24 protein-coding genes and 1 pseudogene are annotated in these 24,741 nt (G+C 38.6%); 10 read left to right on the top strand and 15 right to left on the bottom strand.

The features are described 5' to 3' along the window. The first annotated feature begins 313 nt into the window (after positions 1–313). The 4 genes and pseudogenes from NFU07_RS13265 (at position 314) to NFU07_RS13250 (ending at position 4,741) form a co-directional block, all read left to right on the top strand. Positions 314–1,567: a M1 aminopeptidase family protein gene (locus tag NFU07_RS13265; protein ID WP_251478885.1), complete on the top strand. Its 1,254-nt coding sequence runs from the start codon at positions 314–316 to the stop codon at positions 1,565–1,567. An 11-nt stretch (positions 1,568–1,578) separates the two neighbouring features. After that, positions 1,579–2,448, top strand: coding sequence for an ATP-binding cassette domain-containing protein (locus NFU07_RS13260; RefSeq protein WP_251478884.1), 870 nt, complete (start codon positions 1,579–1,581; stop codon positions 2,446–2,448). Beyond that, positions 2,426–3,130, top strand: coding sequence for a hypothetical protein (locus NFU07_RS13255; RefSeq protein WP_251478882.1), 705 nt, complete (start codon positions 2,426–2,428; stop codon positions 3,128–3,130). Before NFU07_RS13260 ends, NFU07_RS13255 begins: the two co-directional genes overlap by 23 nt. A 529-nt stretch (positions 3,131–3,659) precedes the next feature. Beyond that, positions 3,660–4,741: pseudogene (locus NFU07_RS13250) on the top strand (IS3 family transposase). A 63-nt stretch (positions 4,742–4,804) separates the two neighbouring features. Here the strand turns inward: NFU07_RS13250 and xerS are convergent. From xerS to NFU07_RS13235, 3 genes are all read right to left on the bottom strand, one after another. Continuing rightward, positions 4,805–5,938: a tyrosine recombinase XerS gene (gene xerS, locus NFU07_RS13245; RefSeq protein WP_251478880.1), complete on the bottom strand. Its 1,134-nt coding sequence runs from the start codon at positions 5,936–5,938 to the stop codon at positions 4,805–4,807. A gap of 80 nt (positions 5,939–6,018) precedes the next feature. Continuing rightward, complete coding sequence (locus NFU07_RS13240) at positions 6,019–6,762, bottom strand: Fic family protein (RefSeq protein WP_251478878.1); 744 nt, start codon at positions 6,760–6,762, stop codon at positions 6,019–6,021. Between the two features lie 224 nt (positions 6,763–6,986). Beyond that, positions 6,987–7,325, bottom strand: coding sequence for a hypothetical protein (locus tag NFU07_RS13235; protein WP_251478873.1), 339 nt, complete (start codon positions 7,323–7,325; stop codon positions 6,987–6,989). A gap of 330 nt (positions 7,326–7,655) precedes the next feature. On the opposite strand from NFU07_RS13235, the gene NFU07_RS13230 reads away from it, so the two are divergent. Beyond that, positions 7,656–7,874 carry a hypothetical protein gene (locus tag NFU07_RS13230; RefSeq protein ID WP_251478872.1) on the top strand — a complete coding sequence of 73 codons (219 nt, stop codon included), beginning with the start codon at positions 7,656–7,658 and terminating at the stop codon, positions 7,872–7,874. 176 nt (positions 7,875–8,050) lie between these two features. Here the strand turns inward: NFU07_RS13230 and NFU07_RS13225 are convergent, their stop codons facing one another. From NFU07_RS13225 to NFU07_RS13185, 9 genes are all read right to left on the bottom strand, one after another. After that, positions 8,051–8,530 carry a DUF6843 domain-containing protein gene (locus tag NFU07_RS13225; protein WP_251478870.1) on the bottom strand — a complete coding sequence of 160 codons (480 nt, stop codon included), beginning with the start codon at positions 8,528–8,530 and terminating at the stop codon, positions 8,051–8,053. A gap of 440 nt (positions 8,531–8,970) precedes the next feature. Next, positions 8,971–9,393, bottom strand: a complete 423-nt coding sequence (locus tag NFU07_RS13220; protein ID WP_251479179.1) for a DUF3221 domain-containing protein — start codon at positions 9,391–9,393, stop codon at positions 8,971–8,973. 889 nt (positions 9,394–10,282) lie between these two features. Next, on the bottom strand, positions 10,283–10,816 hold the full coding sequence (locus tag NFU07_RS13215; protein WP_251478868.1) for a hypothetical protein: 534 nt from the start codon (positions 10,814–10,816) through the stop codon (positions 10,283–10,285). Between the two features lie 707 nt (positions 10,817–11,523). Continuing rightward, positions 11,524–12,030, bottom strand: a complete 507-nt coding sequence (locus NFU07_RS13210; RefSeq protein WP_251478866.1) for a permease prefix domain 1-containing protein — start codon at positions 12,028–12,030, stop codon at positions 11,524–11,526. After that, entirely contained in the window at positions 12,003–12,353 is a 351-nt protein-coding gene (locus NFU07_RS13205) for a PadR family transcriptional regulator (RefSeq protein WP_251478864.1), read from the bottom strand. The genes NFU07_RS13210 and NFU07_RS13205 overlap by 28 nt, the downstream gene beginning before the upstream one ends. A 627-nt stretch (positions 12,354–12,980) precedes the next feature. Beyond that, the gene (locus tag NFU07_RS13200) at positions 12,981–13,397 is read right to left on the bottom strand and encodes an immunoglobulin-like domain-containing protein (protein ID WP_251478862.1); all 417 of its coding nucleotides are present in this window, start codon (positions 13,395–13,397) and stop codon (positions 12,981–12,983) included. 120 nt (positions 13,398–13,517) lie between these two features. Further along, positions 13,518–13,949, bottom strand: a complete 432-nt coding sequence (locus NFU07_RS13195; RefSeq protein WP_309296783.1) for an immunoglobulin-like domain-containing protein — start codon at positions 13,947–13,949, stop codon at positions 13,518–13,520. Positions 13,950–14,063: 114 nt separating this feature from the next. After that, a complete protein-coding gene (locus tag NFU07_RS13190; protein WP_251478859.1) occupies positions 14,064–14,483 on the bottom strand; it encodes a DUF3221 domain-containing protein in 420 nt (139 codons plus the stop codon). Between the two features lie 195 nt (positions 14,484–14,678). Continuing rightward, positions 14,679–14,948: a hypothetical protein gene (locus NFU07_RS13185; RefSeq protein WP_309296779.1), complete on the bottom strand. Its 270-nt coding sequence runs from the start codon at positions 14,946–14,948 to the stop codon at positions 14,679–14,681. Positions 14,949–15,289: 341 nt separating this feature from the next. Here NFU07_RS13185 and NFU07_RS13180 point away from each other — a divergent pair, with 341 nt between their 5' ends. Together NFU07_RS13180 and NFU07_RS13175 are read left to right on the top strand one after the other, a co-directional pair. Continuing rightward, positions 15,290–15,844, top strand: coding sequence for a sigma-70 family RNA polymerase sigma factor (locus NFU07_RS13180; protein ID WP_397443733.1), 555 nt, complete (start codon positions 15,290–15,292; stop codon positions 15,842–15,844). Then, a complete protein-coding gene (locus NFU07_RS13175; RefSeq protein ID WP_251478856.1) occupies positions 15,834–17,312 on the top strand; it encodes a DUF3221 domain-containing protein in 1,479 nt (492 codons plus the stop codon). Before NFU07_RS13180 ends, NFU07_RS13175 begins: the two co-directional genes overlap by 11 nt. A gap of 367 nt (positions 17,313–17,679) precedes the next feature. Here NFU07_RS13175 and NFU07_RS13170 read toward each other — a convergent pair whose 3' ends face one another. Together NFU07_RS13170 and NFU07_RS13165 are read right to left on the bottom strand one after the other, a co-directional pair. Further along, positions 17,680–18,327, bottom strand: a complete 648-nt coding sequence (locus NFU07_RS13170) for a hypothetical protein (RefSeq protein ID WP_251478854.1) — start codon at positions 18,325–18,327, stop codon at positions 17,680–17,682. Between the two features lie 657 nt (positions 18,328–18,984). Beyond that, on the bottom strand, positions 18,985–19,905 hold the full coding sequence (locus tag NFU07_RS13165; protein ID WP_251478853.1) for a LysR family transcriptional regulator: 921 nt from the start codon (positions 19,903–19,905) through the stop codon (positions 18,985–18,987). Between the two features lie 112 nt (positions 19,906–20,017). Here NFU07_RS13165 and NFU07_RS13160 point away from each other — a divergent pair, with 112 nt between their 5' ends. Genes NFU07_RS13160 through NFU07_RS13150 form a run of 3 tightly spaced genes read left to right on the top strand, consistent with a single transcriptional unit; the run spans position 20,018 to position 23,161 of the window. Then, the gene (locus NFU07_RS13160; RefSeq protein ID WP_203333875.1) at positions 20,018–21,040 is read left to right on the top strand and encodes a YeiH family protein; all 1,023 of its coding nucleotides are present in this window, start codon (positions 20,018–20,020) and stop codon (positions 21,038–21,040) included. Between the two features lie 30 nt (positions 21,041–21,070). Beyond that, positions 21,071–21,952: a DMT family transporter gene (locus NFU07_RS13155; protein ID WP_210016795.1), complete on the top strand. Its 882-nt coding sequence runs from the start codon at positions 21,071–21,073 to the stop codon at positions 21,950–21,952. Between the two features lie 27 nt (positions 21,953–21,979). Continuing rightward, positions 21,980–23,161, top strand: a complete 1,182-nt coding sequence (locus NFU07_RS13150) for a MalY/PatB family protein (protein WP_101802577.1) — start codon at positions 21,980–21,982, stop codon at positions 23,159–23,161. A 378-nt stretch (positions 23,162–23,539) separates the two neighbouring features. On the opposite strand, the gene chrA is transcribed toward NFU07_RS13150, so the two are convergent. After that, positions 23,540–24,733 carry a chromate efflux transporter gene (gene chrA, locus NFU07_RS13145; RefSeq protein WP_210018583.1) on the bottom strand — a complete coding sequence of 398 codons (1,194 nt, stop codon included), beginning with the start codon at positions 24,731–24,733 and terminating at the stop codon, positions 23,540–23,542. Positions 24,734–24,741: the final 8 nt, after the last annotated feature.

Genomic DNA, 24,741 nt, shown 5'->3' with positions numbered 1-24,741 from the left:
AAGTAGTCTAAAGAGGCTATTTATAACATAAATGAAAACCAATTTGTTCTATATTAAAACCATTACAAGAAGCGCTCTTTTTCTTTTAACATTACTTTTTTTATTTTTTTTAACTTATAATTTATACGAATCAATTTTCGTCTCTATTACTTACTTTACTGCTAATTACATTTATAGCATTATATGCTTTAACCTATTCCTTGTAACAGCTTCAACTTATACTATGCTAAATAGATCGAATGTTTTAATATTTTTAGAAAGAGATAGCCTTAAAAAACAGTACTCTCTAATTTTGTCTTGTGGAATAATTTCTTTGATTATAGCTTTACTTCCAGTATCACTGATGTTTTTGTTTGCAAATGATTTAACTCAACCTACTTTTCTGTTAAAAGGAATAACACATTTTTTAATTATATGGCTGATATCGAACACACTGGCTGCGGTTATTGGAAGTTCAATGGGTTTGTTAATTAAGAACAAATTTTCTTATCTATCTTCATTAATAGTATATGGGTTTTTTGTTTGGGTTTCCTCCAATATACCGATAAAACCAATAAATAAGTATTTAAATATATTTGATGATAACACTTACATTGTGTCCAATAATTTATCAGGCATAATATTCAATACAGATTATTTTTTAGATAAACTTTTTATCATTCTGATTATATTTTCATTTATCTTTATAGTAAGAATTTTTTTGGTTCCAAAGAAAAAAATAATAAACTCTTTAATTCTGAGCATCCTGATTGTTTCAATATTTTCACTTCCTATTTGGAGTAATTCAAATTACCAAACTGTCACTTTTCCAACCAATCAAAGTATGAAAAATATCTCTTATGAAATTCAAGAGTACAATATGAATTTAGAATTAAATAATAAGCTGAAAAATAAGGCAACATTAAAAATTGGTTTCTTGGAAAACTCTAAAGATATCGTCTTAGCCTTAGATAATATTTTTTCTGTTAAAAACTTAAAAATTAGTAATAGCCCTACTTCCTTTACACATAATAATAATTTAATTAATATTCCCTCTACTCATAAGAAGGGTGACGTTATTACTTTAACTATCGACTACGAAGGTACTGTTAATATGAACAACAATATAGGTTTTAATACTTATTATGTTGCTGAAAGTGCTATTAACCTACCAGGAAGTGTTTTTGATTGGTATCCCAATCTAAGGAATCAAAGTTCCATAGATTTCGAGGTAACAGTTAATTCATCCGCGAAAATATACTCTAATATATCCTCTTTATCCTCTGAAGAAGAGCATTTAGTAGGGACTGCCAATAGTTTAAATATATTTGCAGGTCAGTACCAACAAGCTGAAGTAGATGGAATTCAATATATAATCCCTAACAGTTTTACTGTCAACGGTTTTAAATCAGATCTAGAAAGTATAATTAAAAGTATGTTGGGAAATAAAAATTTCCCTGAAGACGATTTATTAGTTCTCAAAGATAAAAAATATAAGCGTGTTATAGTGGGTATTTGGCCTTTTGGGGTAAGTAGTAGCCCTGTTCAAATCATTGGAGATACTATTTTAGTTTACTATAATCAATAGGAGAGCTTGGGATGAAAAATACTTTAACAGTAGAGAACGTGTATTTCTCTTATGGTAAGAAACAAATTTTAAACAATGTATCTTTTACTGCAACAAATGGAATAATTGCGTTATTGGGAAATAATGGGGCTGGAAAAACGACTCTAATGAATATATTAACAGGTTTAAAGTCTACAAAGCATGGTAAAGTAACGTTGAATGATTCAAATCTTTTAGATACAAAACAGTATCCAATTCAAAGTGTAGGCTACTTGCCTCAAAACTTTGATATTTACAATAATGTTACTGGGTATGATTTCTTGTCTTACGTATACGATCTTAAAAAGATTAAAGAGAGTAATAAGAAAAAATACATACTAAAAATTGTCGATAAATTTAATTTAGAATCAGTCATTCATCAAAAGGTTGGGAAATATTCTGGAGGATATAAAAGAAGGCTTGGCATAGCTCAAGCGGTACTTGGTCAGCCGCCTCTTATTATAATAGATGAGCCGACGGTTGGGCTTGATCCAGAACAAAGGATTGAATTTAGAAGTCTTCTATCAGAAATCAGCAGAGATTCAATAACGTTAATATCAACTCATATTATTGAAGACGTAGAATTATTTAGTGACAAGATATTGGTGTTAAAAGATAAGTGCATCTCATTTAATGGGAGCGTTGAAGAAATGATCTCCTTATCTAGCCCGGAAATTAATGTGACTGAAACAAGTAGAGAGCTGCTATCTCAACTCTCGAAAAAAGTAACAATTATAGAAGAAAAAAGGTTAAATAATGATTTAGTAAAAGTTAAATTTATTAAGTCAGATGAAGTGAAGGGAAATAATATGAATAAGGAGATTACGCTGGAAAATGCCTATGTCTACTTACAAAAAAAATGAGAATGAAAATCTTTCTTTTATTAATGTGTACGATAAAGGAAATCAGAAATTAAAATTGGCTTATGCAGCAGTAGTAATATTATTCTTAGTTTCTATTTTATTTCCAGCAACTAATGATTATATTCCACTTATTCAAGAAGGGAATAAGCTAAAAGGTATAGATAATCTTTATGATTATATCTTTCCTCTAATAGCAATGTTTATTATTTCTTATGTATTTTTTAACGATTATCAAGATGAGACATACGAGATATTTACATTCTATAGTAATAGAACTTTTAATTTTGTTCTTTTAAAAAGATGGCTTACTTACATAATTCCTTTATCCTTAGGCTCTTTCTTTACAGGAATGTTTTATTTTAGAAATGTTTCGTTTCTTGATTTAGATAGTTTGATTCTAAGTTTACGTTTTATTCCTAATATCCTTTTCTTATCAGCTTTATTTATATGTATAACGGTTTATGCTAAAAATAGTTTTGCTGGGCTATTTGTTGTTTTAATATACTTTCTAGTCGATTTTTTATCAGATGCTAGAATCTTTAAAATATTTTCACTTGGCTCAAACTCGAATAACTTTTTTTACTCCTACTCACCAGAATATTATATTTTAAATAGGTTAATCCTTTTGATTTTGAGTTTAATATTTTTATTTTTAGCATGTAAAAGATCGGTTAAATTGTAAACTTGAGAGCTGGAAATGATTCTAGCTATTTTGAATATATATTTGTTCGGAACAATATACTTAGCTCTGTCTGAAACTATTAGCTAACTCAGATTTTTTCAATATTTATATTAATTTTCTCCCTTTACTTTAAAATTATGAGCTAAAAGAATGTTTTCAAATACGTTAAGTACAATGAGTAAACACAAAAAGAAGAATATGTTTTAAAGGGAAATATTAAATTAATACGAGTGAGAATGAAATTTTCATTGTCTCTATATTCTTCATAGAAGTTACCCTATTAACAAACTGCTTTTGATATTATGCCGAGTAAATGTCTCCTAATAGAGAACTATTAAAAACGAGAAGAGGTGCTTATTAAAAGCTAGAGTGACCCAATAAAATGAGACAAGGAAAAAACACCCCAATCGTCGTTTGTAATACTAACGACAGTTTGGAGGTGTTTTTCTGTAAGGGTCCATAAAGAGGTTCTAAAAAAGGCTCAACGAAACGATTCTATCCGGAAGAAGTGAAGCGTGAGGTCATCCGAATGAAACAAAGTGGAGAATATACCAATGCCGAGATCATGGCCATTCACCAAATCAAAAACAGTTCCCAAATCAGAGTTTGGATGAAATGGCACCGAGAAGGCGAAAGCCACCGGTTTGCCCAACCTGTTGGAAAGCAGTACAGCTACAATGCCGAAGTAAGCGAACTGGATGAATTGAAGAAAAAGGTGTTGTATTACGAAGTAAAGGAAGAACTCATGGGAAAGTACCGGGAACTGGAAAGGAAGTGGAACCTGCCCTCTTCATAGAACTCATCGAGAGCTTCAAGGACGCTTATTCTGTCATGTTGATCTGCCGGTGCATGGGCATCCCAGGCGCCACCTATTATCGATGGCGCCGGAAAGATTTTGCGAAGACGGAATTGGAAAAACAGGTGATGACGATCTGTGAACAGCTGAAATTCCGCGTCGGTCATCGAACAGTGAAAGGATTGTTGAAAAATAACGGCATCCTGGTCGACCGAAAAACGGTACAGAAGATCATGCAGAAATACCATATTCAGTGCCGGGTCAAACCCAAACGAGCTAAGAAGATGAAGGGGGAAAGCCACCTGGTGGTGCCGAAACTGGTGGAGCAGAATTTCAAAGCAAGTGCCCCCAACCAGAATTGGGTGACGGATATCACCTATCTCCCCTTCGGGGAAAGCATGCTTTACTTATCGACGATCTTGGATTTGTATAACAACGAAGTAATCGCCTATAAAGTCAGCGACACGCAGAATGCCCAGCTGGAACTGGCATGCCGGAAGTGCCACACAGCCGGCACCCTCCTGCACAGTGACCAAGGTGCCCAGTACACATCCCGTATGTTTCAAGTAGTGACAAAAGAAAACGGCATTATCACCAGCATGTCCCCCAAAGGGAACTGCTTTGATAACGCCGTCATCGAATCCTTCCACTGCTCGCTAAAGTCGGAGAAATTCGCTACCCTCGAAAGGGTAAGCCTAACTAATGCCATTGTACAATAGAAAGTTGAAGATTACATGTATTATTACAACTACATTCGACCGTTCCAAAATTAAACTGCCATTCCCCCGATTGAGTATCGGACAATGGCAGCCTAAGTGTTTTTTTCGGTGTCTCAAATTAACGGGTCAGTTCAAAGCTATCTGTCCTTTGCTTTATTTTCACGATTCGTTGACTGTTTTTGCTTTTATTGAACGGTTTTCTTCCATCCGAGATAAGACCTGTTCATTATCTTTATTGGACAAATTGGTATAGAGCGAAGTGGTTTCAATGTTGCTATGACCTAATTGATCACGCAACAGGACAATGCTGCCGCCATTCCGGATAAAGTCCGCTGCAAAGGTATGGCGCAGCTTATGCGGACTCATGCCTTCTCCTTGGGCAAAGGCCGCAGTGTATTTGGTCACCAGCTTCTCAATCGCGCGGCGGGACAAGGGACGAGCCGTTCCCCCGTAGAGCGAGACAAAGAGGAAAGGGACTTCTATTGCACTGGGATAGCGGCTTTCCCGGATATCCAGATACGCTTTTAAGTGCCGGCTCGCTTGGTCCATGATGCGAACGGTGTCTTCTTTTGAGCCTTTTCGTTTGATGTCGATAAACTGTTTCTTCAAATTGATTTTCTTCACCAGGATACGCGACAATTCCCCAAGACGGATGCCGCTTCCGAGAAACAGGGAAAGGATGGCCAAGTCCCGTTCCCGATCGCGATTAAACCGTTGGCGTGCCAGCGCATTCTCCAACGTCGCTTCATACGCCTCTTCCAAAAACTGCAGGAAATCGGTGATTTCATGTTCATTTAAGATAACAGAGCTGATCTTCTGCGCCCTGCGGCTGGCCGTTTCCTTTTTCGTATGCAGGACGATCTTGCTCATGACGTTCCGGTAGAAGTAGGATTCTCCGTCTGCATTTTCCGTTTCTTTCGTCAAATAGTTAAATAGCGATTTCAATGCATTCGTGGACAGGGCAACGACCGCTTGCCCACGTTTTTTCACCGCATCTTTCTCATGCGGAATGGATTCTTCTTTCAGAAATTCGAGGTAGAGTTCGACATCCTGCTTTTTCAGTTCAGCTAATACAGAATAGGGAATCGAACTGGTATCTGTAGCATCCGCCAGCTCCTCGCGAAGCAGCCACTGGAAAAAGTGCTGGTAGCGGTAGAGGTACTGCAGCAAGGTATCCGCTGAAAGTCCGGCCCGCTTTTTGGAGCGGACATATTCCACCACGTAGAAGGGCATATCTTTCAGCTGATTTTCAATCCGCTGGAGAATCTGGAGTTCTTCAGGTGTTAATGCCATAGGTAGCCGCTCCTTTTATTCTTTACTCATCATATGTTCGCAAAATGTAATTTAAGCGAACAATTAAATTGAGAAGCGGTTTACTGAACCGCTCGTAAGTAGTTGGTTAAACTTTCTTCTACACACGTTGCAATCAATGCAACAAAGGGACGAACATCATTTTGTACACTGGCTTTCTCCAACGTCTCATAATAAGTTAATCGCTGTTCATTCTCAGCTTTTACGATAGCGGGAGGGAAGCCATGGCTCATCAGGATCAAATTCATCAGTAACCGTGCAGTCCGACCATTGCCATCCGCAAAGGGATGAATATAAACGAATTTAAAATGAAATAATGCGGCCAATTCCACCGGATGTAGCCGGTCTTTCTCTTCTTCGTACCAAGCGAAGAGACGTTTCATCTCGTCTGGAACCTGAAGAAAATGCGGCGGCTCATGTTGGCTACCGGAGATTCGAACGTTAATCGATCGATAAGTACCAGCATTTTCATCATCAATATTTTTCAGAATCAAGTGATGGATGGTCTTTAATGTACGTTCATCAAGCGGCTCTATCCGATTCACTTGATCCTCGATAAAGTTGATAGCTTCCGAGTGATTAATGACCTCGAAATGCTCCTGAAGCCGCTTGCCGCCAATGGTTAAACCATCTTCCATGACCACCTTCGTCTCAACCAAAGATAAGGTGTTGCCTTCGATAGCATTTGAATTATAGGTCCATTCCACACGGTAGACGTCGCGCAGGTTTTTAACGGCCGCAGCGGGCAGCGGCCGATGTTGATCCAATTGTTCTTTTAATTCATCAACCCGATTTAATTTACTCATTTATTAACACCTGCTTTTCGTAGAATTCGAAGTTAATTTTAGTATAGTGCATATAAAGCCTTCTCGTATCTTCATTTTATCACAGGCGCACTCTATATGTTCGTTAAATTGATATTTTGCGAACATAGAAACGAGGAGTACTACTATATAGTAATGTACTCCCTTCAATCTTGCACAGCTGAATCCAAAACAGATGCAGACAGTAAATTCTGGGTATTTTTCGATTAGTCCAGCATATAAATAGAAGTAATTGTACCAATTGCAAGTTGCTGACCGCCTAATGGTTCTTCATATGTAATGAGCCGCTGCTCCCAATCTAGTTCTCGAATTGTACAGTGCTTGTAGTGAAAATGGCGGTCTTTCCAGGATTGAATAAATACAGGGCATTTGCGTTCATAAGCTACAAGCAGCATATCCCATATGGCTTGTTTTTCCTCGGCACTGAGCATCGGCTGCGGATCGCTTCCGTTATCGGCATCCCAGGCATGCTGCGAGACGAACAGTCCCTCCCACTGCGTGTGCCTTCTTTCATTTTTAGGACGCTTATTTCTTTTCTCTTCCATCCTCAATTCCTCCTAATAATAAGAACATTTGTTCTTATTATACCCATTTAACGGAGTGAGTGTTCTGCTTTTGATAAATTTTTTATTCCAAAGGAGAATTTAAAAAAGAGAAGAAGCTGGTTGACTTCTTCTCTTCCGATAATTCCGGATATTTTACTGTGTATTCATTAAGAATTTACAATTCGTAGACAAATCCGTTGACTTAATATGTAGTTACATTTAAAATCCGTTATTTGGTAAAAATAATAGTATATGTTATCATAAATTATCATTTCGCTCTTTTTATTATCTAACACCTATTGTTTTATAGATAAATTAGGAGGTAATTTTTTGAATGCTAAAAGGAAAACAGCCCTATTCGCCTTTGGATTTGGCATCATTGTTATACTTTTTATCCTTCCGCTGCTGAGTACAATTGGTATTCCGTCTTTTGATGAGGTTTTGACTTCTTTATTTGGAGAAAAAAGTATTTGGGCTGTCGTCTTTTCACTCTTAGGAATTCTTTTAATCAGTCTTGGAATAGGAAAAATAATTAAAAACGCGAAATAAAAATATATAAAAATAAATATTGGAAATCATAGATGAACTGAGCTCCAAATGGGGTCACTTTTTTAAAGTGTCTACCATTTGGAGCTCAGTTCATTTATGTTATGTCTGTCTCTTTAATTTCCTCTTTTTGAATTATTAATTTCTGCTAAAAAATAATCAAACAGCTTTTCCGCTCTTTAGTTCGGCCCCAATTTTCCGTCCAACTTTCTTTCTAATTCTTCGTAGGCCAAGTCGCAAACTTCAGCCGTCTCCTTCAAGGGAACGGATAAACGCGTAATCTGAGTCCGACCATTAACAGAATAGCTTCCCAGCGAAACAAATCCAATCTCACTATTTGGAATCTCACTTGTTTTCTCGCCTTGCTCATTAACATACGTATAGCTCGACTTATGCATCCCGGAATGGTCTCTGCCCTCCCAGCCAAAGTCTTGAGGTGAAGAGGTAAGCACCAGCCCTTCTCTATTGAACCGATACTGAATAGCTCCATCCTGAATCTCCAGCGGCGGCGTTCCTTCGAGATCATAGACGACATAAGAACATCCTTCAAATCCTTCGGGAAAGTAGAAAGCTTCATCATAAGATCTGTGAGTGACGATCCAGTACAGTGCCACGCCTATTCCAATTCCCACGAGCAGGCCCAAATAGAATTTTTTCATATTAAAGTCTCCTTTGGTAGTAGAGTCAACTAAATAAAGCGGCCACAGGAAATTACGGCGAATTTAGGAATAGAAAGCTTTTGAAGGCGACAAGGGAAGATCGCTTAATCCCCCATAAGTTACATTCAAACCTCTGCAGCATTTTAATAAGAAGACATGCTTAGAATAAAAAGCAGGATGGCCATACCAAAATATAAAAAGAGTTTATCCCGTTTCTTCCCCTTTTTTTCAATAAGCAGATATAGGATAAATGATGCCCAGATACTGCAAAATGCTGCTATGTAGATGTCCATGTAAAATCGCTCTTTTCCAAAGTATTTGTCTGTCCAATTTCAAGTTATCGGTACAGAGGGGACATTCATAAACTTAATTTCATAGTGATTAGCTCAAGCAGTTTTAGAACTCTTTATTTTTAAAATTACCTTTTCTTTTAAGAAAATTTATTTTATTATTTCGGCCCTTACAGCTACGTATGTAGCTACCGAAGGTTGAGAGTAAGGTACGGTGCTGTCCCAAAACACCTTTACTTTCTCACCTTCTTCTATTTCTTTAAAAAGATGATTTTCATTAGTAAAATATACAGTATTCTCCTTACCAACTTCGCCTACCAACTCATCAAAGGTCAGTTTTATAGCTTCAGACTCCTTTATTCCATTCACAACTAAAACTTTTTCTCTTCCATTCTCATAAACCTTTTCAACAACAAAACCTTCAAAATGAAGTAGATTTCCTGAATCATCTTCTACTTTAGTAGCACTTTTACTTTCAGGTTCTTCGGTATTAGTTTTATCCTCATTGCTATTTTGGCATCCTACAATAAAAAACAGAGTAAACATTATGAAAAACAGAGAGAGCTTTTTCACTACTTCCAACCTTCCTATCATTACTATGAGGCAAGTAAGAAGTCCACATCAACGGTTGCTACTGATCCCCCCTATTGAGAGGTTTCTGTATAAATGACTTTTTAAACTAGTTCATAAACCGAAGAAATACCTTGTAATTCATCTATCTCATAGTGTCATTCTACTTTTCCCTAAATATACCAAGTCAATGCAATGAAAGCCAGATAATTTTAAGCAACAAGGGGTTCGTTCAATTGTACTTGAACAAAAAAGCAAGGAAAGAAGCTACTTCTTTCACTTCTCTCCTTGCAATGACCTGATGCTACGTAAAACATATCTCCGTTTGTATGTTCCATCCTTAAAGCATTAAAGAACCGACTATTAAATATCACCTTTTCAGCAATTCTCTTTCTTTTACTTATTCTTCGAAGCTCGCTGGAATAATGATTGTGAATGTAATTCAATTTGTATTATGTTACATTCGAAATTCTAAAACAACTTGTGGAAGTTCCTCTTTTTTGAAAAAACGAAACCTAATTGGAAATAAAACAGTATATTAATAATAGAAGGCTTATAAAGTTTCGAGGAGGCAATGAACATGAAATTTTTTTACTGGAATCTATCAGATAGAGAGAAATTCATTCGATCACTTTGGACAGGTGTACTGGCCTTAGGGTTTTTATATGTTGTCGTTTATATGTATGAGGGCGGTCCATTCGTCAAATTTTATTTACCTATAACCGTCACCCTAGTCATGTTAATTTCGCTTATTTTTAAGTATCGAAAATACAAAAAAGCAGTTTAGCATAAGAGCCGTTGAATCCCCTTATTACTGAAACTGAATGTAACTAAATTACCATTAAGTTACATTCACATCCCAACAGAAAAAATGATTTAACCACGTCAAGAATCACATGACAAGTGCATCATCGTCAGTAATTCGCCCTTCAAGCCTCAAAAATTCTTCAACAGCCTGGATATATTCACTCCAACCAATCATACTTATTGGATCTTGTAGAAAACCTGCCTCTTTTAAATTGGTGGACAGCTCTCTAATTTTTTCTTTGTCTGCCGCTGAAGTTTCACCCTCTGCATATTTTATTGACTCAGCTACCGGCAAGTACTTTGATTTAAGGAGGTCATGAAACACAAAAAGATAATCCGCTTCAGTAGATTCAAGTGGCGTGTCAGCATCGGCATCGTGCATTTTACGGGTATATTCAACAGCATATGCCGCATTCATTAACCGAGAATGCATAAGAATTGCATCCTCCGAAAAATTTAAATCTGATTCCGTGAAATAATGCAGTCCGAAAATGACATCGTCCGTAAGCTCATATAACTTCTCTTCCAGTATATTTGCTTGCTGTTGCCATTTATAAAAAAAACAGCCACTGATCAGTAGCGTTATTAGAATTAATCCAACAATTCCTTTTGTTTTCAATTCAATTCTCCATTCTCTTTGTAGTCGACTTTGTTAAAGCCAGTTGTAGATACTTAGATACAAAAATAGACATTTCATAAATCAGGAAGATCTAGTGATTTGGCAGAATTTGAATTGTTCGAAGTATTTTTTAGGATCGGTTATTTCGTTCTCTACGAATATTTTTGACCAATCGTAAATTTGTTCGAAATAAGACTCTTCGTTTTCACTAGGAAGAACAGCCAATATCTCACTAAGATCGCCCTCTTTATACATCTGATCCGTAATGAAATCGGTAATGACCGTCATTTTCACTTCATACTGATAAGAAATAGTTGCTGTCACTTGCTTTTTTAGCAAGTCCACGTGGAGGTAGTCATGCCTATTGGTTGAAAAGCAGTATAACCTTCGTTGTTACTCAAATCCTCACCTCTTCTCATTTTAGATGTAACTTAATTCACAATAAGTTACATTTACAACTTTGTCTTTATCCCAAGATTCTCATCAAAATATTAATCATTATTTTACTTTTATTCTGTGATGAAGGGATTTTAAGATCGCATCTTTAATATACTTATTGCAAAAGTGAATGGTTAGATAATTTTGGCAGTATAAAAATTTATAAGAGTACTCGTCTTTGAATAAAAAAGGAGAAACCTATGGTTAAGTTTCTTCCATCTGCATAATCCTGAATTCGCTAAGATGCAATTATTGTAGCGTAAGCTCGTTTACTGTTGCCACACAGAATGAACGTACTTTATTACTCTTCTTTGGAAGAGGAAGAAAGGAGACAAGGATATCATTCCACTAGCCACAAAGAATCCAATCGCATAGGATAGAATATCTTTATTCAGGACATGATCATTAACCTCAAATAGTAGAAAGTATACCCCTATACCTGCGCCGTCTATGTTTTTCATACTTTCCAGCAAGATAAATCCTTCTTTCAGTAAAAGGAATGCGAGCAAGAAACAACTTAATGATCCTCCCCATTTCACGAATTTCAAATAAGGGAACATGGCCTCCTGCATGGCGCTGCTTATTTTCTTGTCTTCTCCGAAAACCAAGAGCGCCTGATTTATCGCTTCATGTTCGGAATATCCTTTCTTTTGAAATTCCTCTTTCAGCATCATTAAATGATCCAACATTTCCTCAGCAATTTCGGCTTTTTCGGTATCACTGCATTCCAAACCGCTTACAATGACGCTTACGTGAGCTTCCAACCTTTTTGCCATGTTATCCCCTCCAAATTGCTTTTGATCAACTCGTTCACCCGACTCCATTCCTTTACCTTCACTTCCAATTCTGCTTTCCCAGTTTGCGTAATCTTATAATACTTTCTTCTGCCGCCTGCATCCGACTCTCCCCAATAAGATTCAATCCAACTCTTTTTCTCGAGTCTTTTTAACGCCGGATATAGCGTTCCTTCACTCATGTTGTATAACTCTTGGCTTGTCTCTTTTAAATCTTTAACGATTTCATACCCATAAGTGTCTTTTTTTACAATTAAGGAAAGAAGCAATATGTCGATGCTTCCGCGCATTAGATCTTTATCCATCATTTTCACCTCTTAAAAAGAGAATATCACTCATTACATCGTTGTGCAAGGTATATTGATGAAGTTAAATCTTAAACTAAAATATTGATAGCCCATTCTTAAAAGTACCACTTACACAACAAAAAAGAGAAAAAGCATAACAGCTGATTCTCTTACGTTAATTCCTCGTATATATTCCTAAAACCTGATAAAACTCGGACTCCAAACCTTATCGAGTAAGCCTTTCAATGAAGACTTTCAAAGAAATGGGGAATCGGAATGTGACTTGTTTTACTAAAGTCTCTTTCATAACCCTTTAGAGCCGTCAGTAAGGAGAAGACATGCTTAGAATAAAAAGGAGAGTTGCCAGGCAAAAATATAAAAGGAATTTCTCCCGTTTGGCCACCTTTTTTCGATGAGTAAGTAAAAGATAAGTGTAGCCACAATGCTACAAAATGCCGCTATATAGATTTCCATTTTGAATCGCTCTTTTCTAAAACATTTGTCTGTCTAAGCCGCACTTCGCGTTGTTACTCACAATAAGTTCATTCTTAAGGTATACGTGATCTCTGCGTAGATTCAATAATAGAAAAAGTGATGCGAGTCCTTTTTGAGAATCTAGTTTTGGCCAGGAGAACCATTCGCTTTTCATTCAACTACACTGAAGGGTGCTGCGACCGAGCCATAAACAGCGCGGTACTCCCCGGGTGTCAATTCGTTTTTCAATAGATCCACCGGCAACGTCTTCGGAGAGGCTTCATGAATTGAAAAAGTCGTTAGGCTGGCGTTCGCTGCTTCCTCTTTTAGTGGAAACCTGCACCATGTTCCAAACCGTTTCTTTTCCAAGAATAAGTAATCCCCACCTGTAGCCCCCTCCGCCTTTGCTTGGATCAGTATCGTTAATTCCTTGGCGGTGGCTGGATATTCTCTTTGCTCCATTTCTACAGAGAACTCTTCATTTGAGGAAGGACGCTCTTGAGCTGGAGCCACCGTCAACAAATAAAAGCAGAATAGAATTGCGATGAAAGCAAGCAAAGAGCCGATTATCCTTTTCCCCTTTTTCATCTTCTCACCCTTTCGGTTAAATAGGTCAGCTCTTCGCCGTCCCGTTCTCACAATTTCGATAGAACAAATCTGGACGGCGGCCGAATAGAAATTGGATGAATGAGCAGCACTGGCCGATAGCTATTCGGTTACGGTAAATTCGGACGCCATTCCTAAAAAAGTGGCCCGATAGGATCCAGGAGACAGCTCATACTGCAGCTCCTCCGTTGAAAGGGTGAGTTGACTGGTGGCATGTGGTGATTGGTATCCACCAATCGCATCAATCGGTCCTGAATCTTTCAACGGAAACTCATACCAGGTTCCGTCAATTGCTTTCTCCAATTCAAAGAAAGCGCCCGATAGCCCTTCATCGGAATTATTGGTAATAAGAAGCATAATTCGCTCGGCATCCGAAGAATAGGTATCTTTTTCAGTTTTAATTTGAACTTCTCCTTTTGCAGTTGGCAATTCTTGAACTTCCGCTTCTTTTAAATTGCTTGGGGTGCCGCTTGTCTGGCAGGCTGTTAAAAAAAGAACGAATAATCCTAGTAGAATTTTCGTTAATAGATCCATTCTCACACAGACTCCTCCTTATGAAATAGCGGCCACTTTCCAAGTGTTTGGTTCCTTACATTTCTTTAGACATGTTCTCTATAATCGGGCATTGAACTTGCCGCCTCAATGCGTTTAATCTATTTTCTCTACTTTTACTGCCTCTACTGTAATAATAGAAGGTTCTGCATGTGGAATACTGGTATCCCATATCACCTCTACTTTTTCTCCCGCCTCTATTTCACTGAATAGATTTTTGTCACTTGTAAACCAGAGGATGTTGTCATGATGGACTTCCCCTGTCACTTCATAAAAGCTTAAATTCTTCGCTTCTTTTTCTGAAATTCCATTCACTACTAACGCCATTTCTCTTCCACTTTCTATTTTCTTTTCAACGACAAACCCTTCGAATGCCACCAAATTTTCGTCTGTTTTTTCTTCTGATGAGACATCCGTACTTTCAGCTACTTCAGATTCTGTCTTTGTCCTGTTCTCAGCTTGACACCCTGTTAAAAACAGAGAAAACACAAGCGCTACTGAATAGGCTTTTTTCATCTTTTCTCACCCCTTCCTACTTAATTAGACGGCTGCTTCTTTTATTAGTTACGGTAAAGTAAGAAGAGGGAGGAATTGCTTGAATTATTTTACATTAAATTGAATGAAATTTTTAAGTTCAGAATCATTATCACTTTTACTCGTGCATAAAAGCAGACATTTAGAAGCGAAAAGCAGGTGAACGCTAATCAGCATCTACTTTTTAATTCTAAAAGTATAGACGCTATTTAATAAAATCGATAGGATCGTCAATAATGCCGTTGCTGTGGAAGGTACTACATCCGTTGAAGCAGACCAATCTTCCGCCTTCACCCGATTGGACACCATATTATAATCTGCTGCAACTGTGGAAGCTGTAAATAATAAACCCATTGCCATCGTTAGTTTATAATTCTTGCCTGTTCCATACTGATAAAGGTTTAGAAAAGTGGCTGTTATTGCATTCAGTCCGAATACGAACCACATCATTACGCCTCCATTCTATTAGAGTAAAAAATCCATCTCCCCTTAGTGATTCTGTTTTTAAAGATAGAAAACTCAGATATAGTTAAATAACGATTCAGATTAACCAAAGTTTCCAAGAATACCACTCGTAAAACTACATTTATTGGGTCACGCCCTTGCACTTTTTTAGATTTCTTTCATTACACATCGAAAACTATGGGTTGAGCGTTCTCTAATTTGAACGTAATTGCTTTAAAATGAAAAATTAGAAGAAAAATGGAAATGATGAAACTTGACTGGCTTAGGAGTCGTTTTAGGGGCAGATAGGAAATTTAGGTTTTCAGGAAAGTTGGGAGGATACTATGTTGGCGCATCTGCAGGAGGAATTACAGGAAGAATCGGACAAAGAACGCTGGTTAATCGAACTCATGGACGAATACGGAGATCGATTAACCAAACTGGCCCATGGCTATGTGAAGGATTGGGGCAAAGCGCAGGAAGTGGTGCAGGATGTTTTCTTAACCTGTTATAAAAATTACGATAAAACTTCTTCTATCGACACCTATAAAGCATGGATTTATCGCGTGACGATTAACCGGTCGAAAGATGTTCTCCGCAGCTCCTGGTTTAAGAAAGTCTTTGTGACGAATCGCTTTTTTCAGGATGCTCACTCCCACGAGGCGTCTCCTGAAGGTGTCTCCATCCAAAATCAGGAGTACGCTCTATTGTTCGATGGAATCTTTTCACTGCCCATCAAATACCGGGAAGTTATTCTTCTCTTTTATTATGAAGAACTCTCGATTCAAGAAATCAGTGAATTAATCCGGACGAATGAAAACACCATCAAAACCCGCTTAAAAAGAGGGCGCGAACTGCTTAATAGCACCTTGAAAGGAAGTGATCTTGATGAAAGATGACTTGCAGGATTTGCGGAAGAAAATGGACAGCACAATCTACAAAAATAAAAGATTTTCGCCACAGCGCAAGCAGGAAGTCTTGCGAAGAGTGAAAAATACCGAAAGAGGAAATGTCTGGATTCCCCGCTCCCTGACAACTGTCTTCTTAGTTGCTTTCCTAGGATTAGGCCTCTATTTAACTATGGGGTCCCCTTCTGAAGAAGCTTCACTAGAAAAACGAGCCGAAAACGAGCCAACGGTGATTGCTTCCCCTAATGATTCGGAAGAAACTGAGGTATCGCTCGAATCCGATCTTCCGATCAATACCCTGCTGGAGCTGACGGATGCATTCAAAGCCAACTTGAGCATTCCTTTAAATCTCCGGGAGTTGCTTCCCGCTGTTGAATCGAAGCCGGCAGTAACCGCGAATACATTGCACAATGGTTACCGAACCCATGTCACCTATCCGATGAACAGCTATACTATTGAACTCATTGAAAGTGTCGAGACCGAGGAGCGAATCTTAGAAGAATTAAATGCCCATGTACTTATTGCAGAAGATCAACAGACACTGGACATCAAAGGCCATCCCGCCTTCTACTCGGAAGATCAAAAGGAGCTGCATATCTTCACCAAAGAACGGTATTTCACGGTCTATGGTGCGGAAAAAAACTTGTTGATGGAAATCGCTGATTTAATCGAATTGGATAAACCGTTAGCTCCGGTGGAACTAACGGAAATGCCAAATACGGCGATGGAAACGGTGGAACTATCGCAAATCGAGCAGAGAAATTATATTCCTGCAGATTTTCACAAAAGGACGGAATTTCTGCGCGAAGAGTCTGCGCCGCTCGTCTTGGCAGCTAAAGGAGAAACAAGTTCGTCAATCCGGAACCATTATTCCTCCCCCCTTAGTCCTACAGGCATCATCGTCGAACAATTATATGACGCATCAGGCAAAAACTATTTGATGAATCACATAAGTGCGGCGTATGACATTGTCCAGACGGTACAGCAGGAAGACCGGACCCTCTTTTTAATGACGGACGGGATGAATTATGGGGGTTACTTTGAGACGGCAAATTACTCTTTCTGGGTCAACGCCCATCAAGAGAGCATCACACTAGAGGCTGTGGAAGAAATTTTAAGTGCGATACAAGTGGAAGAAAATGAAAGTGAGACCAATTTCAAGGAATCTTCCAACTCGGATCCGTTTCAAGGGTATGTAGTAAAGAAAGAAAAAGAAGGAAGTCATGAAAAAATCTTAGTCGTCAAAGGGATCACTTTGGAACGTGCTTTAGAAGCGACCGCTGAAGAGATAATAGAAACCGAAAATCCGGATAATGTGACTTGGTTTACTGGCGATGGAAAGCAATTCGATGGAATTGAAAAAGGCGATCAAGTGAATGTCTGGTGGGATACGAAGAAACTGCATGCCCAACCTTCCATCCTCACTTTGGAAGCAGTAAAAGTAGAAAGAATTGATTGATATCTCTCAAATTAATTTGCAGGTATACAAAAGATGATACCGCTATAGCATCGTATATGGCTTATTCAAACCTTTAGTTAATAAGGACTTGAATGCTAACTACATTGATAAATTGAGAAAACCCAGCAATTCTAATTTGCTGGGTTTTCCTATATACTTTTGTATCCATTTCTTCCTATAAAACTGATTTTATGTCACTTCCGATAGATTCATGAAAATAACAAATAATTCATAGGGAGCTTATTATGGATAAAATCGATTAACAACTCCTAGTTGCCTTTCACAGCCGGCAGTAACAGAGCGTGTCAAAAAATCGGAAGAAAAAAGGGCGATTACGGGTTACCACGCACTCATTATGATTAAAAGTTTAAAAAAATTCAAAATAGAAACCTAGTACTATCGGAAAGAGGAAAGTACCCACAATGTATTTTATTGCACGTTTTCTTTTTTTATTTGGATTTAAATGAGTATCAGTTGTATCAAACTCAATTTCTGTATACATTTTTCCAAGAATGCGTATCAATATTGAAGCCATTGCAATTGAAAGACCTAGCGTGATGAATAAAGTCGCTATTGAATTAGAAGTCGCTGGCACTAAGACATATTTGCCGATAACTAACGCCAGTGGAAATGGAGTTACATAACCTATTAGAAGTTGAGAAGTGAAATTACCAAGCCATTTATTTTGATTTGGCACAGAATTGATTATCTCTTTTAATTGAGTAAACTTTGCATCAACCCAATCCTTGCTTTCACCTTTCACTGAAAAGTAACCTCCTGTTTCTCTTACCTTTACATCGACGTAGATTCTATCGAGGTAACTAGCAAAGTTGAAATCAATTTTTTCAACAAGCTTATTATCATCGATGACATCTGGCTTATCACTATCAACAGAAGAACCATCTTTAAAATAGACTTTAAACTCCAGGGTTTTACGTTCCCCATCTATTTGTTCATCTATTTTCAAAAAGTATTCCATCAGAAACTCTAAATGCTTCTTTCCAAATATTTTCATTGAAATCTTATCTTCTCTCTTTATTCCCACCTAATTCACCTTGCCTTTTTCAAAATTCATTATTTAGTTCGAACTTCTAAATTGTAGCAGAATACATCCTACTCATAACTATATTTTCTTTCTATTAAATGCAAATAAATACAACTAAAACGCTGAACTTCGGCATCGAAGTTCAGCGTTTTGCGTTTAATCTATTAACTCAGGTATCATTCGCTAAAATATTAAGTTAGAAATAAAGTTTCCAGTCAAAGGAAAGAATAAAACTATAACCATAGTCCAAGAAATAGTTTTTTCTTAATATGATTTACATGCTCCTTATTGCCGGAGAGTATGAACTCGCTCTTCTTTTTCCTGCTTCTCCATTTTCTCCTGGCATTACTTTACGGATTCGCCATTGATGCTTTGATTAACAAGCTAAAGAAATCCCCACAAAACGAATAGTTCCTGTAACCGCCTTCTAAAAGGAAACCGCACTTGAAAGAATTACACACCCGCAGTCCAATCTGGCGGTTCATAAAAACATACTTTTTTAAATAGAAAGGGAATGAAGATGTGCTGGAATCAGCCACTTCTCTCCCTTTATGCAGCTTCCGATAAGCCCTCATATGTAAACTCGAAAAACATTCATCAATGGAGAATTCCTCTTCTACACACCTTCTACTTCTTTCTCTTTCTTACATCATGAGTTTTCTTCAACTTTCTGTTGCTCCTTAACAAATCTATAAATATAGCAAGTGCTTTCGTTTGAAACGGCGAATTGGTAACAATAGCGAATTCTCTTAAATGCGGCATTCCTTTGACATCCAGCACCTTCAAATCACCAGAATGCAATTCTTTTTGAATGGCCCACTCTGATAAAAGACTAATGCCGTCCCCTGCTTCAACCATTGTTTTAATGGACTGGTTGCTGCTGAATTCCATGATATTTTCAGGGTGAAAGTTGTACTGCTGAAAAACATTTTCAGCTGCCTCTCTTGTCCCGGAGCCATCTTCTCTTAAGATCCATGGTTGTGCTGCAAGTTGATCGATAGTGATTGCCTTCTTGCTTTGCGTCAAGGGGTTGTTTAGAGATGCAAAGATCACCATTTGATCTTCTGCGAATATTTCTGTTTTAAGTTCTGACTTTTCTTTAAACCGTCCTTCTACAACGCCGATATCCAATTGATGATTCGCGACCAATTCAGCAATAACAGCCGTATTGGCGATTGTGACCGCAGCTTTAATATTTGGATAGCTGTCCTTTAATTTAGCGATAATGCCTGGAAGAATATATTCTCCAAATGTATAGCTGGCGCCGATCGAGAGCTTTCCAGCGGCCTGACTGCTCAAATCTTCCACCAGGTGCTGCATCTTCTCGTAAAGTTCTGTAATTTCTTTCGCATGATGGTAGACGATTTCTCCTGCTTTATTCATTCGCACATATTTGTTCGTTCTCTCCAGAAGTTGAACCCCCATTTCAGTTTCGAGCGAACGGATATGCTGACTGACAGCTGGTTGCGTCATATGCAGTTGCTTTGCAGCCTTAGAAAAATTTTGCTCTTCCACGACTTTAACAAACACTTCAAGCACTTGATTCATAGTTATCCCCCCGAAAACATTTTCTACAATAAGTTTTACTTATTATTATACACTTAATTATTTATTTTACTTATATCATAATCCTTCTTATAATGACTGCAGAGGTGAACTTATGTCATCAATTAATTCTAAATTTCCCAACTCATCAAATATGAAAGCTTGGATAAGCGGTGTGTTTTTCACATTTCTTATAGCTCTTTCAGGTTACTTACTTGCGAAAATTCCTGGTTTTGATTACATCGGTCAAATGGCATGCGCCATTATCATAGCTGTCTTCTATCGGCAAGCTTTCGGATACCCTTCCAATATACGCACTGGAATAACTTTCTCCTCTAAGCATTTGCTGAGGACCGCGATTATTTTATATGGGCTGAAGCTTAACATCGATATTGTGCTGAGCGATGGCATCGGCTTATTGGTAAGAGACGCAGGAGTCATTGTGTTCGCTATCGTCGGAACAATCTTGCTCGCTAAACTCTTTAAGGCGGATAAAAATATATCCTTATTGCTGGGTGTAGGAACAGGTATATGTGGAGCCGCCGCAATTGCCGCCGTAGCTCCCATAATTAAAGCGAAAGATGAAGATACAGCTATCGGGGTTGGCATTATTGCGTTGATGGGAACAGTTTTCGCCATCTCCTACATCATCCTTCGGCCATTCTTGCCAATCGGCGATATCGAATATGGCATATGGACAGGAACGAGCTTGCACGAGGTAGCTCATGTAGCGTTGGCCGGCGCTCCAGCCGGAGAAGACGGATTGGCTATGGCTTTGCTCGCAAAGTTGGGTCGCGTCTTTCTTCTTGTACCAGTTTGCTTCATTTTCATTGTTCTCATGAAGCGAAAAAATAAGGGCTCGGAAGAAACAAACAGTAAGATTGAATTTCCCTGGTTTCTTCTTGGATTTATTGCAATGAGTATTCTTGGCAGCTATGTACTGGGTCCCGTCATTTCCATACCAAACTACTTCATGGAGTTTGTTTCTGTTTTAACGACTTGGCTGTTAACTGCTGCTATGGTAGGTTTGGGACTGAACGTAAGTTTACGGGATTTACGGGAACGTGCTATGCTTCCTTTAGCTGCAATGACCATCGTTTCTGTTGCATTATCGGTATTGACGTACTTCATAATTTAAGGAGGATAAAGTGAACCAGAAAACTTTTTTATGGCTTTTGTCACTATTCTTATTTGGGGTTCCACTTTCGCAGCAATCGGTTCCAGTTTAGAAGGAGGATATGAAGCCGGCCATTTAGTATTGGTCCGTTATCTTATCGCATCTTTACTATTTTTAATTTATGCTCTTCTCAACAGAAAACAGTTTAAAAAACCCACTAAAAATGACTTGTTGAAAATTATAATTTTGGGCTGGGTTGGGATCAGTGTATACCACATAGGCGTAACTTTTGGCATACAAACTATCCCTGCTGGAACTGCCGGCATGCTTATTGGTGCAGCGCCGATTTTCACAGCGGTTATTGCGATGCTTGTATTAAAAGAACGATTAACCGTATTAGGATGGGTTGGCTTGGGAGTGGGCTTTGTCGGCATAGTTTTAATCGCTGTCGGTTCCAGTGGATCTTCCTTTTCTTTAGCCAACGGAGCATTATTTGTATTAGGCGCCGCCATAGCAACTTCTATTTTCTTTGTATTTCAAAAGCCATTGCTTAAAAGATATAACCCGATTGAACTTACCGCCTATTTTACATGGGCAGGAACGCTTCCCTTTTTCATATTCTCGCCTGGCCTGTTGGATACGCTCCAACAATCTACTGATGAAGCGCATCTATCCGCTATATACGTGGGTGTCTTTCCAGCTTGTATTGCTTATGTAACTTGGGCAAAGGCCCTTTCTTCCGGAAATGCCAGTGCGGTAGCGAGTATGATGTACTTGGAACCCGCCATTGCTATAGCTGTTGCATGGGTTTGGTTAAAAGAATGGCCTGAAACTCTTTCAATTACAGGTGGAAGCGTTGCTCTTGCTGGGGTTATTATTATCAATGCGCTGGGAAGAAATAAAGCTGGCAGTAAACTCGGATTAAATGAGTAAAATTGAATTTTAAAGAGGAAAGATAAAATGAATTCATTTGAAGAAATATATGACCGTAAAAATAGCCGATCCGTCAAATGGGATGCAATGGGCGAAATTTATAATTTAGATGAGACTTCTGATGTTTTGCCTATGTGGATCGCTGATATGGATTTTCCTGCTCCTTCACAAGTTCTAATGGCTTTACAAAAAAGACTCGATCACTCTATTTTTGGTTATTCTCTTATGTGCGATGAGTGCCGGGAAGCCGTCATCAACTGGCAAGCTAAACGAAATGATTGGCAAATCAACCCTGAATGGCTACTGTTCCATCACGGCATCATTCCGGCTATCGCCTCAATCATCGAGACTTATACAGAGAAAGACGACAAAATATTAGTCACGCCACCTGTCTATCCTCCATTTTTTCAATTAGCCCAAAATCAGGACAGGAAAGTGCTGTATTCGAATCTTGTCGAACAAGACGGTCACTATACCATCGATTTCACAGACTTTGAGGAGAAATTAAAAGAATCCTCTCTTTTCATTCTTTGTAATCCGCATAACCCCGGAGGCAGAGTCTGGTCGATTGAAGAATTGCAGAAAGTCATCAAACTTTGCAGCAAATACGATGTCCTCATTATTTCAGATGAAATTCATGGAGATTTAATTGTTGGTCCCGAACGGTATACCCCTTTAGCTAAAATTGCTGGAGAAGAAAGCAATCGGATCTTCACTTGCCTCGCCCCTACCAAAACATTTAACCTGGCAGGCATCCAAGTTGCTGCCGTTGTGGCAACCGACAAAGAAAAACGCTTAAAACTGGAAAAACATGCATTAGCTCATGGTTCTGGCATGCTGAACTCTTTTGCTTCAACTGCATTAATTGCAGCATATAACGAAAGTGAATCCTGGCTCGAACAAATGCTGTCAGTAATTTCCGGAAACATGGATTACGCCATTAAAGAATTAAAGCGTCAAGTTCCTGGAATTGAAGTCACAAAACCTCAAGCGACTTATTTGTTATGGATCAATTATCGGTCTTTGCATTTATCGGAGAAAGAAGTAATGGATCTTCTGCTTACGCACGGAAAAGTTGCTTTGGAACCTGGCAGTAAATACGGAGAAGCCGGATTGGGATACCTCCGTTTAAATGTTGCCTGCCCCCGTCCAATTTTGGAAGATGGCGTGAACAGAATAGCATTCGCATTAACCAAAGAGAAAAAATAAATGATGGAAACGAAAGAAGATGTGCTTTGAACAACCAGTGCTTGTACCCAGTCAATGCTCTAAAACCTATTGAAACTGGAACTGCAAGATTCGCGGGATTAAAATGTAGGATAATATAGAGAATGCATTGTAAATTTTTTAAGAAAAATAGAGGATGGAAGGCTTGTTCAAGCTATCCATCCTCTTATTGATATTTTAAACTCCTATAATAAAAGTATTTGTTATTTACGAACTTCCGATAACTCATTGATATGTAAACTAGGAAATTAATTATAGAAAATAAAAAACGTCCTCTTTCTGGAGTAAGCTTGAAAATAAGCTCGAGTATCCTAGAGAACGTCTTTTTAATCTATCACTTATCTGTCTTCTGCGTGTCGCTTAGAACAATGCGATCAAAGAACCGCCGATTGCTCCTGTGACAACCACCAGCCATGGCGGCAGTTTCCAATAAGCCAGCATGCTGAATAAGACCGCTGCCAAAGCGAAATCTTTCGCCTCGATAATGGAACTCGTCCAGATTGGCGTGTAGAATGCAGAAATTAAAATTCCCAGAACTGCCGCATTGACCCCCATGATTGCACCTTTTACTTTCCGGTTTGTACGCAACGCATCCCAGAAAGGCAATGCACCCACGATCAATAAGAACGCCGGCAAAAAGATAGCGAAAGTAGCGAACAAGCCGCCTGTCCAGCCGTTCATGACCGTTCCCAGATAAGCTGCAAAAGTAAACAGTGGACCCGGTACTGCTTGAGTCGCCCCGTATCCAGCCAGAAAGGCTTCTTCACTCAGCCAGCCCGTTGGGACAAATTCCTGCTGTAAAAGGGGCAAGACGACATGTCCCCCGCCAAAAACCAAGGAGCCAGCCCGATAGAAGCTATCAAACATCGCTACCCAATACGAACCGCTAACTTCCCGGAGAATTGGCAGAAGAATCAGGAACCCGAAAAACAATACCAAGCAAGCAGTGCCTGCCTTTTTCGTAATTGGGAATTGAATCTGTCCCTCTGTTTTTTCAGCGGTATTTTTATACAGGATATAACCAACCAAAGCTGCAATCAGAATGACACCTACTTGCGTAAAAGCCGTCTGCCAGAAAAGAGTCCCAATCAACGCAAACAAGACAATCGCTTTCCGTTTCAAGTCCGGTGCCAAATTTTTTGCCATGCCCAAAATGGCATGAGCCACTACTGCTACAGCAACAATTTTCAACCCTTTTAACCAGCCGGCATCCGATACATCAAAATTTTGCAGTAGCAGCGCAAATAGAATCAACGCGATAACCGATGGAAGGGTAAAACCGATGAAACTTAAAATCCCTCCCAGTAGGCCTGCGCGCATCGCTCCAATTCCAATTCCTACCTGGCTGCTTGCAGGTCCGGGTAGAAATTGAGCAAGCGCGACTAGATCCGCGTAACTTTTCTCATCCACCCATTTTTTCCGGCGTACGTATTCTTCGTGAAAATAGCCTAAGTGTGCAATCGGCCCTCCAAAAGAAGTTAGTCCTAAACGAGTGGAAACAATCAGGATTTCCAGTAATGATTTGAAGCTGACAGTCGATTTTTTTTGATTCATTGTTCTCT

Source organism: Planococcus sp. NCCP-2050 (genome assembly GCF_023708025.1).
GTDB lineage: Bacteria > Bacillota > Bacilli > Bacillales_A > Planococcaceae > Planococcus.
The sequence above is the reverse complement of the archived record's forward strand: the minus strand, read 5'-3'. Positions and strand labels throughout refer to the sequence as shown.

Coding starts and splice junctions, on each gene's coding strand:
- NFU07_RS13260 (WP_251478884.1), top strand. CDS start 1,579: ATGAAAAATACTTTAACAGTAGAGAACGTGTATTTCTCTTATGGTAAG.
- NFU07_RS13255 (WP_251478882.1), top strand. CDS start 2,426: ATGTCTACTTACAAAAAAAATGAGAATGAAAATCTTTCTTTTATTAAT.
- xerS (WP_251478880.1), bottom strand. CDS start 5,938: ATGGCATTAACACCTGAAGAACTCCAGATTCTCCAGCGGATTGAAAAT.
- NFU07_RS13240 (WP_251478878.1), bottom strand. CDS start 6,762: ATGAGTAAATTAAATCGGGTTGATGAATTAAAAGAACAATTGGATCAA.
- NFU07_RS13235 (WP_251478873.1), bottom strand. CDS start 7,325: ATGGAAGAGAAAAGAAATAAGCGTCCTAAAAATGAAAGAAGGCACACG.
- NFU07_RS13225 (WP_251478870.1), bottom strand. CDS start 8,530: ATGAAAAAATTCTATTTGGGCCTGCTCGTGGGAATTGGAATAGGCGTG.
- NFU07_RS13210 (WP_251478866.1), bottom strand. CDS start 12,030: ATGGCAAAAAGGTTGGAAGCTCACGTAAGCGTCATTGTAAGCGGTTTG.
- NFU07_RS13205 (WP_251478864.1), bottom strand. CDS start 12,353: ATGGATAAAGATCTAATGCGCGGAAGCATCGACATATTGCTTCTTTCC.
- NFU07_RS13200 (WP_251478862.1), bottom strand. CDS start 13,397: ATGAAAAAGGGGAAAAGGATAATCGGCTCTTTGCTTGCTTTCATCGCA.
- NFU07_RS13195 (WP_309296783.1), bottom strand. CDS start 13,949: ATGGATCTATTAACGAAAATTCTACTAGGATTATTCGTTCTTTTTTTA.
- NFU07_RS13190 (WP_251478859.1), bottom strand. CDS start 14,483: ATGAAAAAAGCCTATTCAGTAGCGCTTGTGTTTTCTCTGTTTTTAACA.
- NFU07_RS13185 (WP_309296779.1), bottom strand. CDS start 14,948: ATGTGGTTCGTATTCGGACTGAATGCAATAACAGCCACTTTTCTAAAC.
- NFU07_RS13180 (WP_397443733.1), top strand. CDS start 15,290: ATGTTGGCGCATCTGCAGGAGGAATTACAGGAAGAATCGGACAAAGAA.
- NFU07_RS13175 (WP_251478856.1), top strand. CDS start 15,834: ATGAAAGATGACTTGCAGGATTTGCGGAAGAAAATGGACAGCACAATC.
- NFU07_RS13170 (WP_251478854.1), bottom strand. CDS start 18,327: ATGAAAATATTTGGAAAGAAGCATTTAGAGTTTCTGATGGAATACTTT.
- NFU07_RS13165 (WP_251478853.1), bottom strand. CDS start 19,905: ATGAATCAAGTGCTTGAAGTGTTTGTTAAAGTCGTGGAAGAGCAAAAT.
- NFU07_RS13160 (WP_203333875.1), top strand. CDS start 20,018: ATGTCATCAATTAATTCTAAATTTCCCAACTCATCAAATATGAAAGCT.
- NFU07_RS13155 (WP_210016795.1), top strand. CDS start 21,071: ATGGCTTTTGTCACTATTCTTATTTGGGGTTCCACTTTCGCAGCAATC.
- NFU07_RS13150 (WP_101802577.1), top strand. CDS start 21,980: ATGAATTCATTTGAAGAAATATATGACCGTAAAAATAGCCGATCCGTC.
- chrA (WP_210018583.1), bottom strand. CDS start 24,733: ATGAATCAAAAAAAATCGACTGTCAGCTTCAAATCATTACTGGAAATC.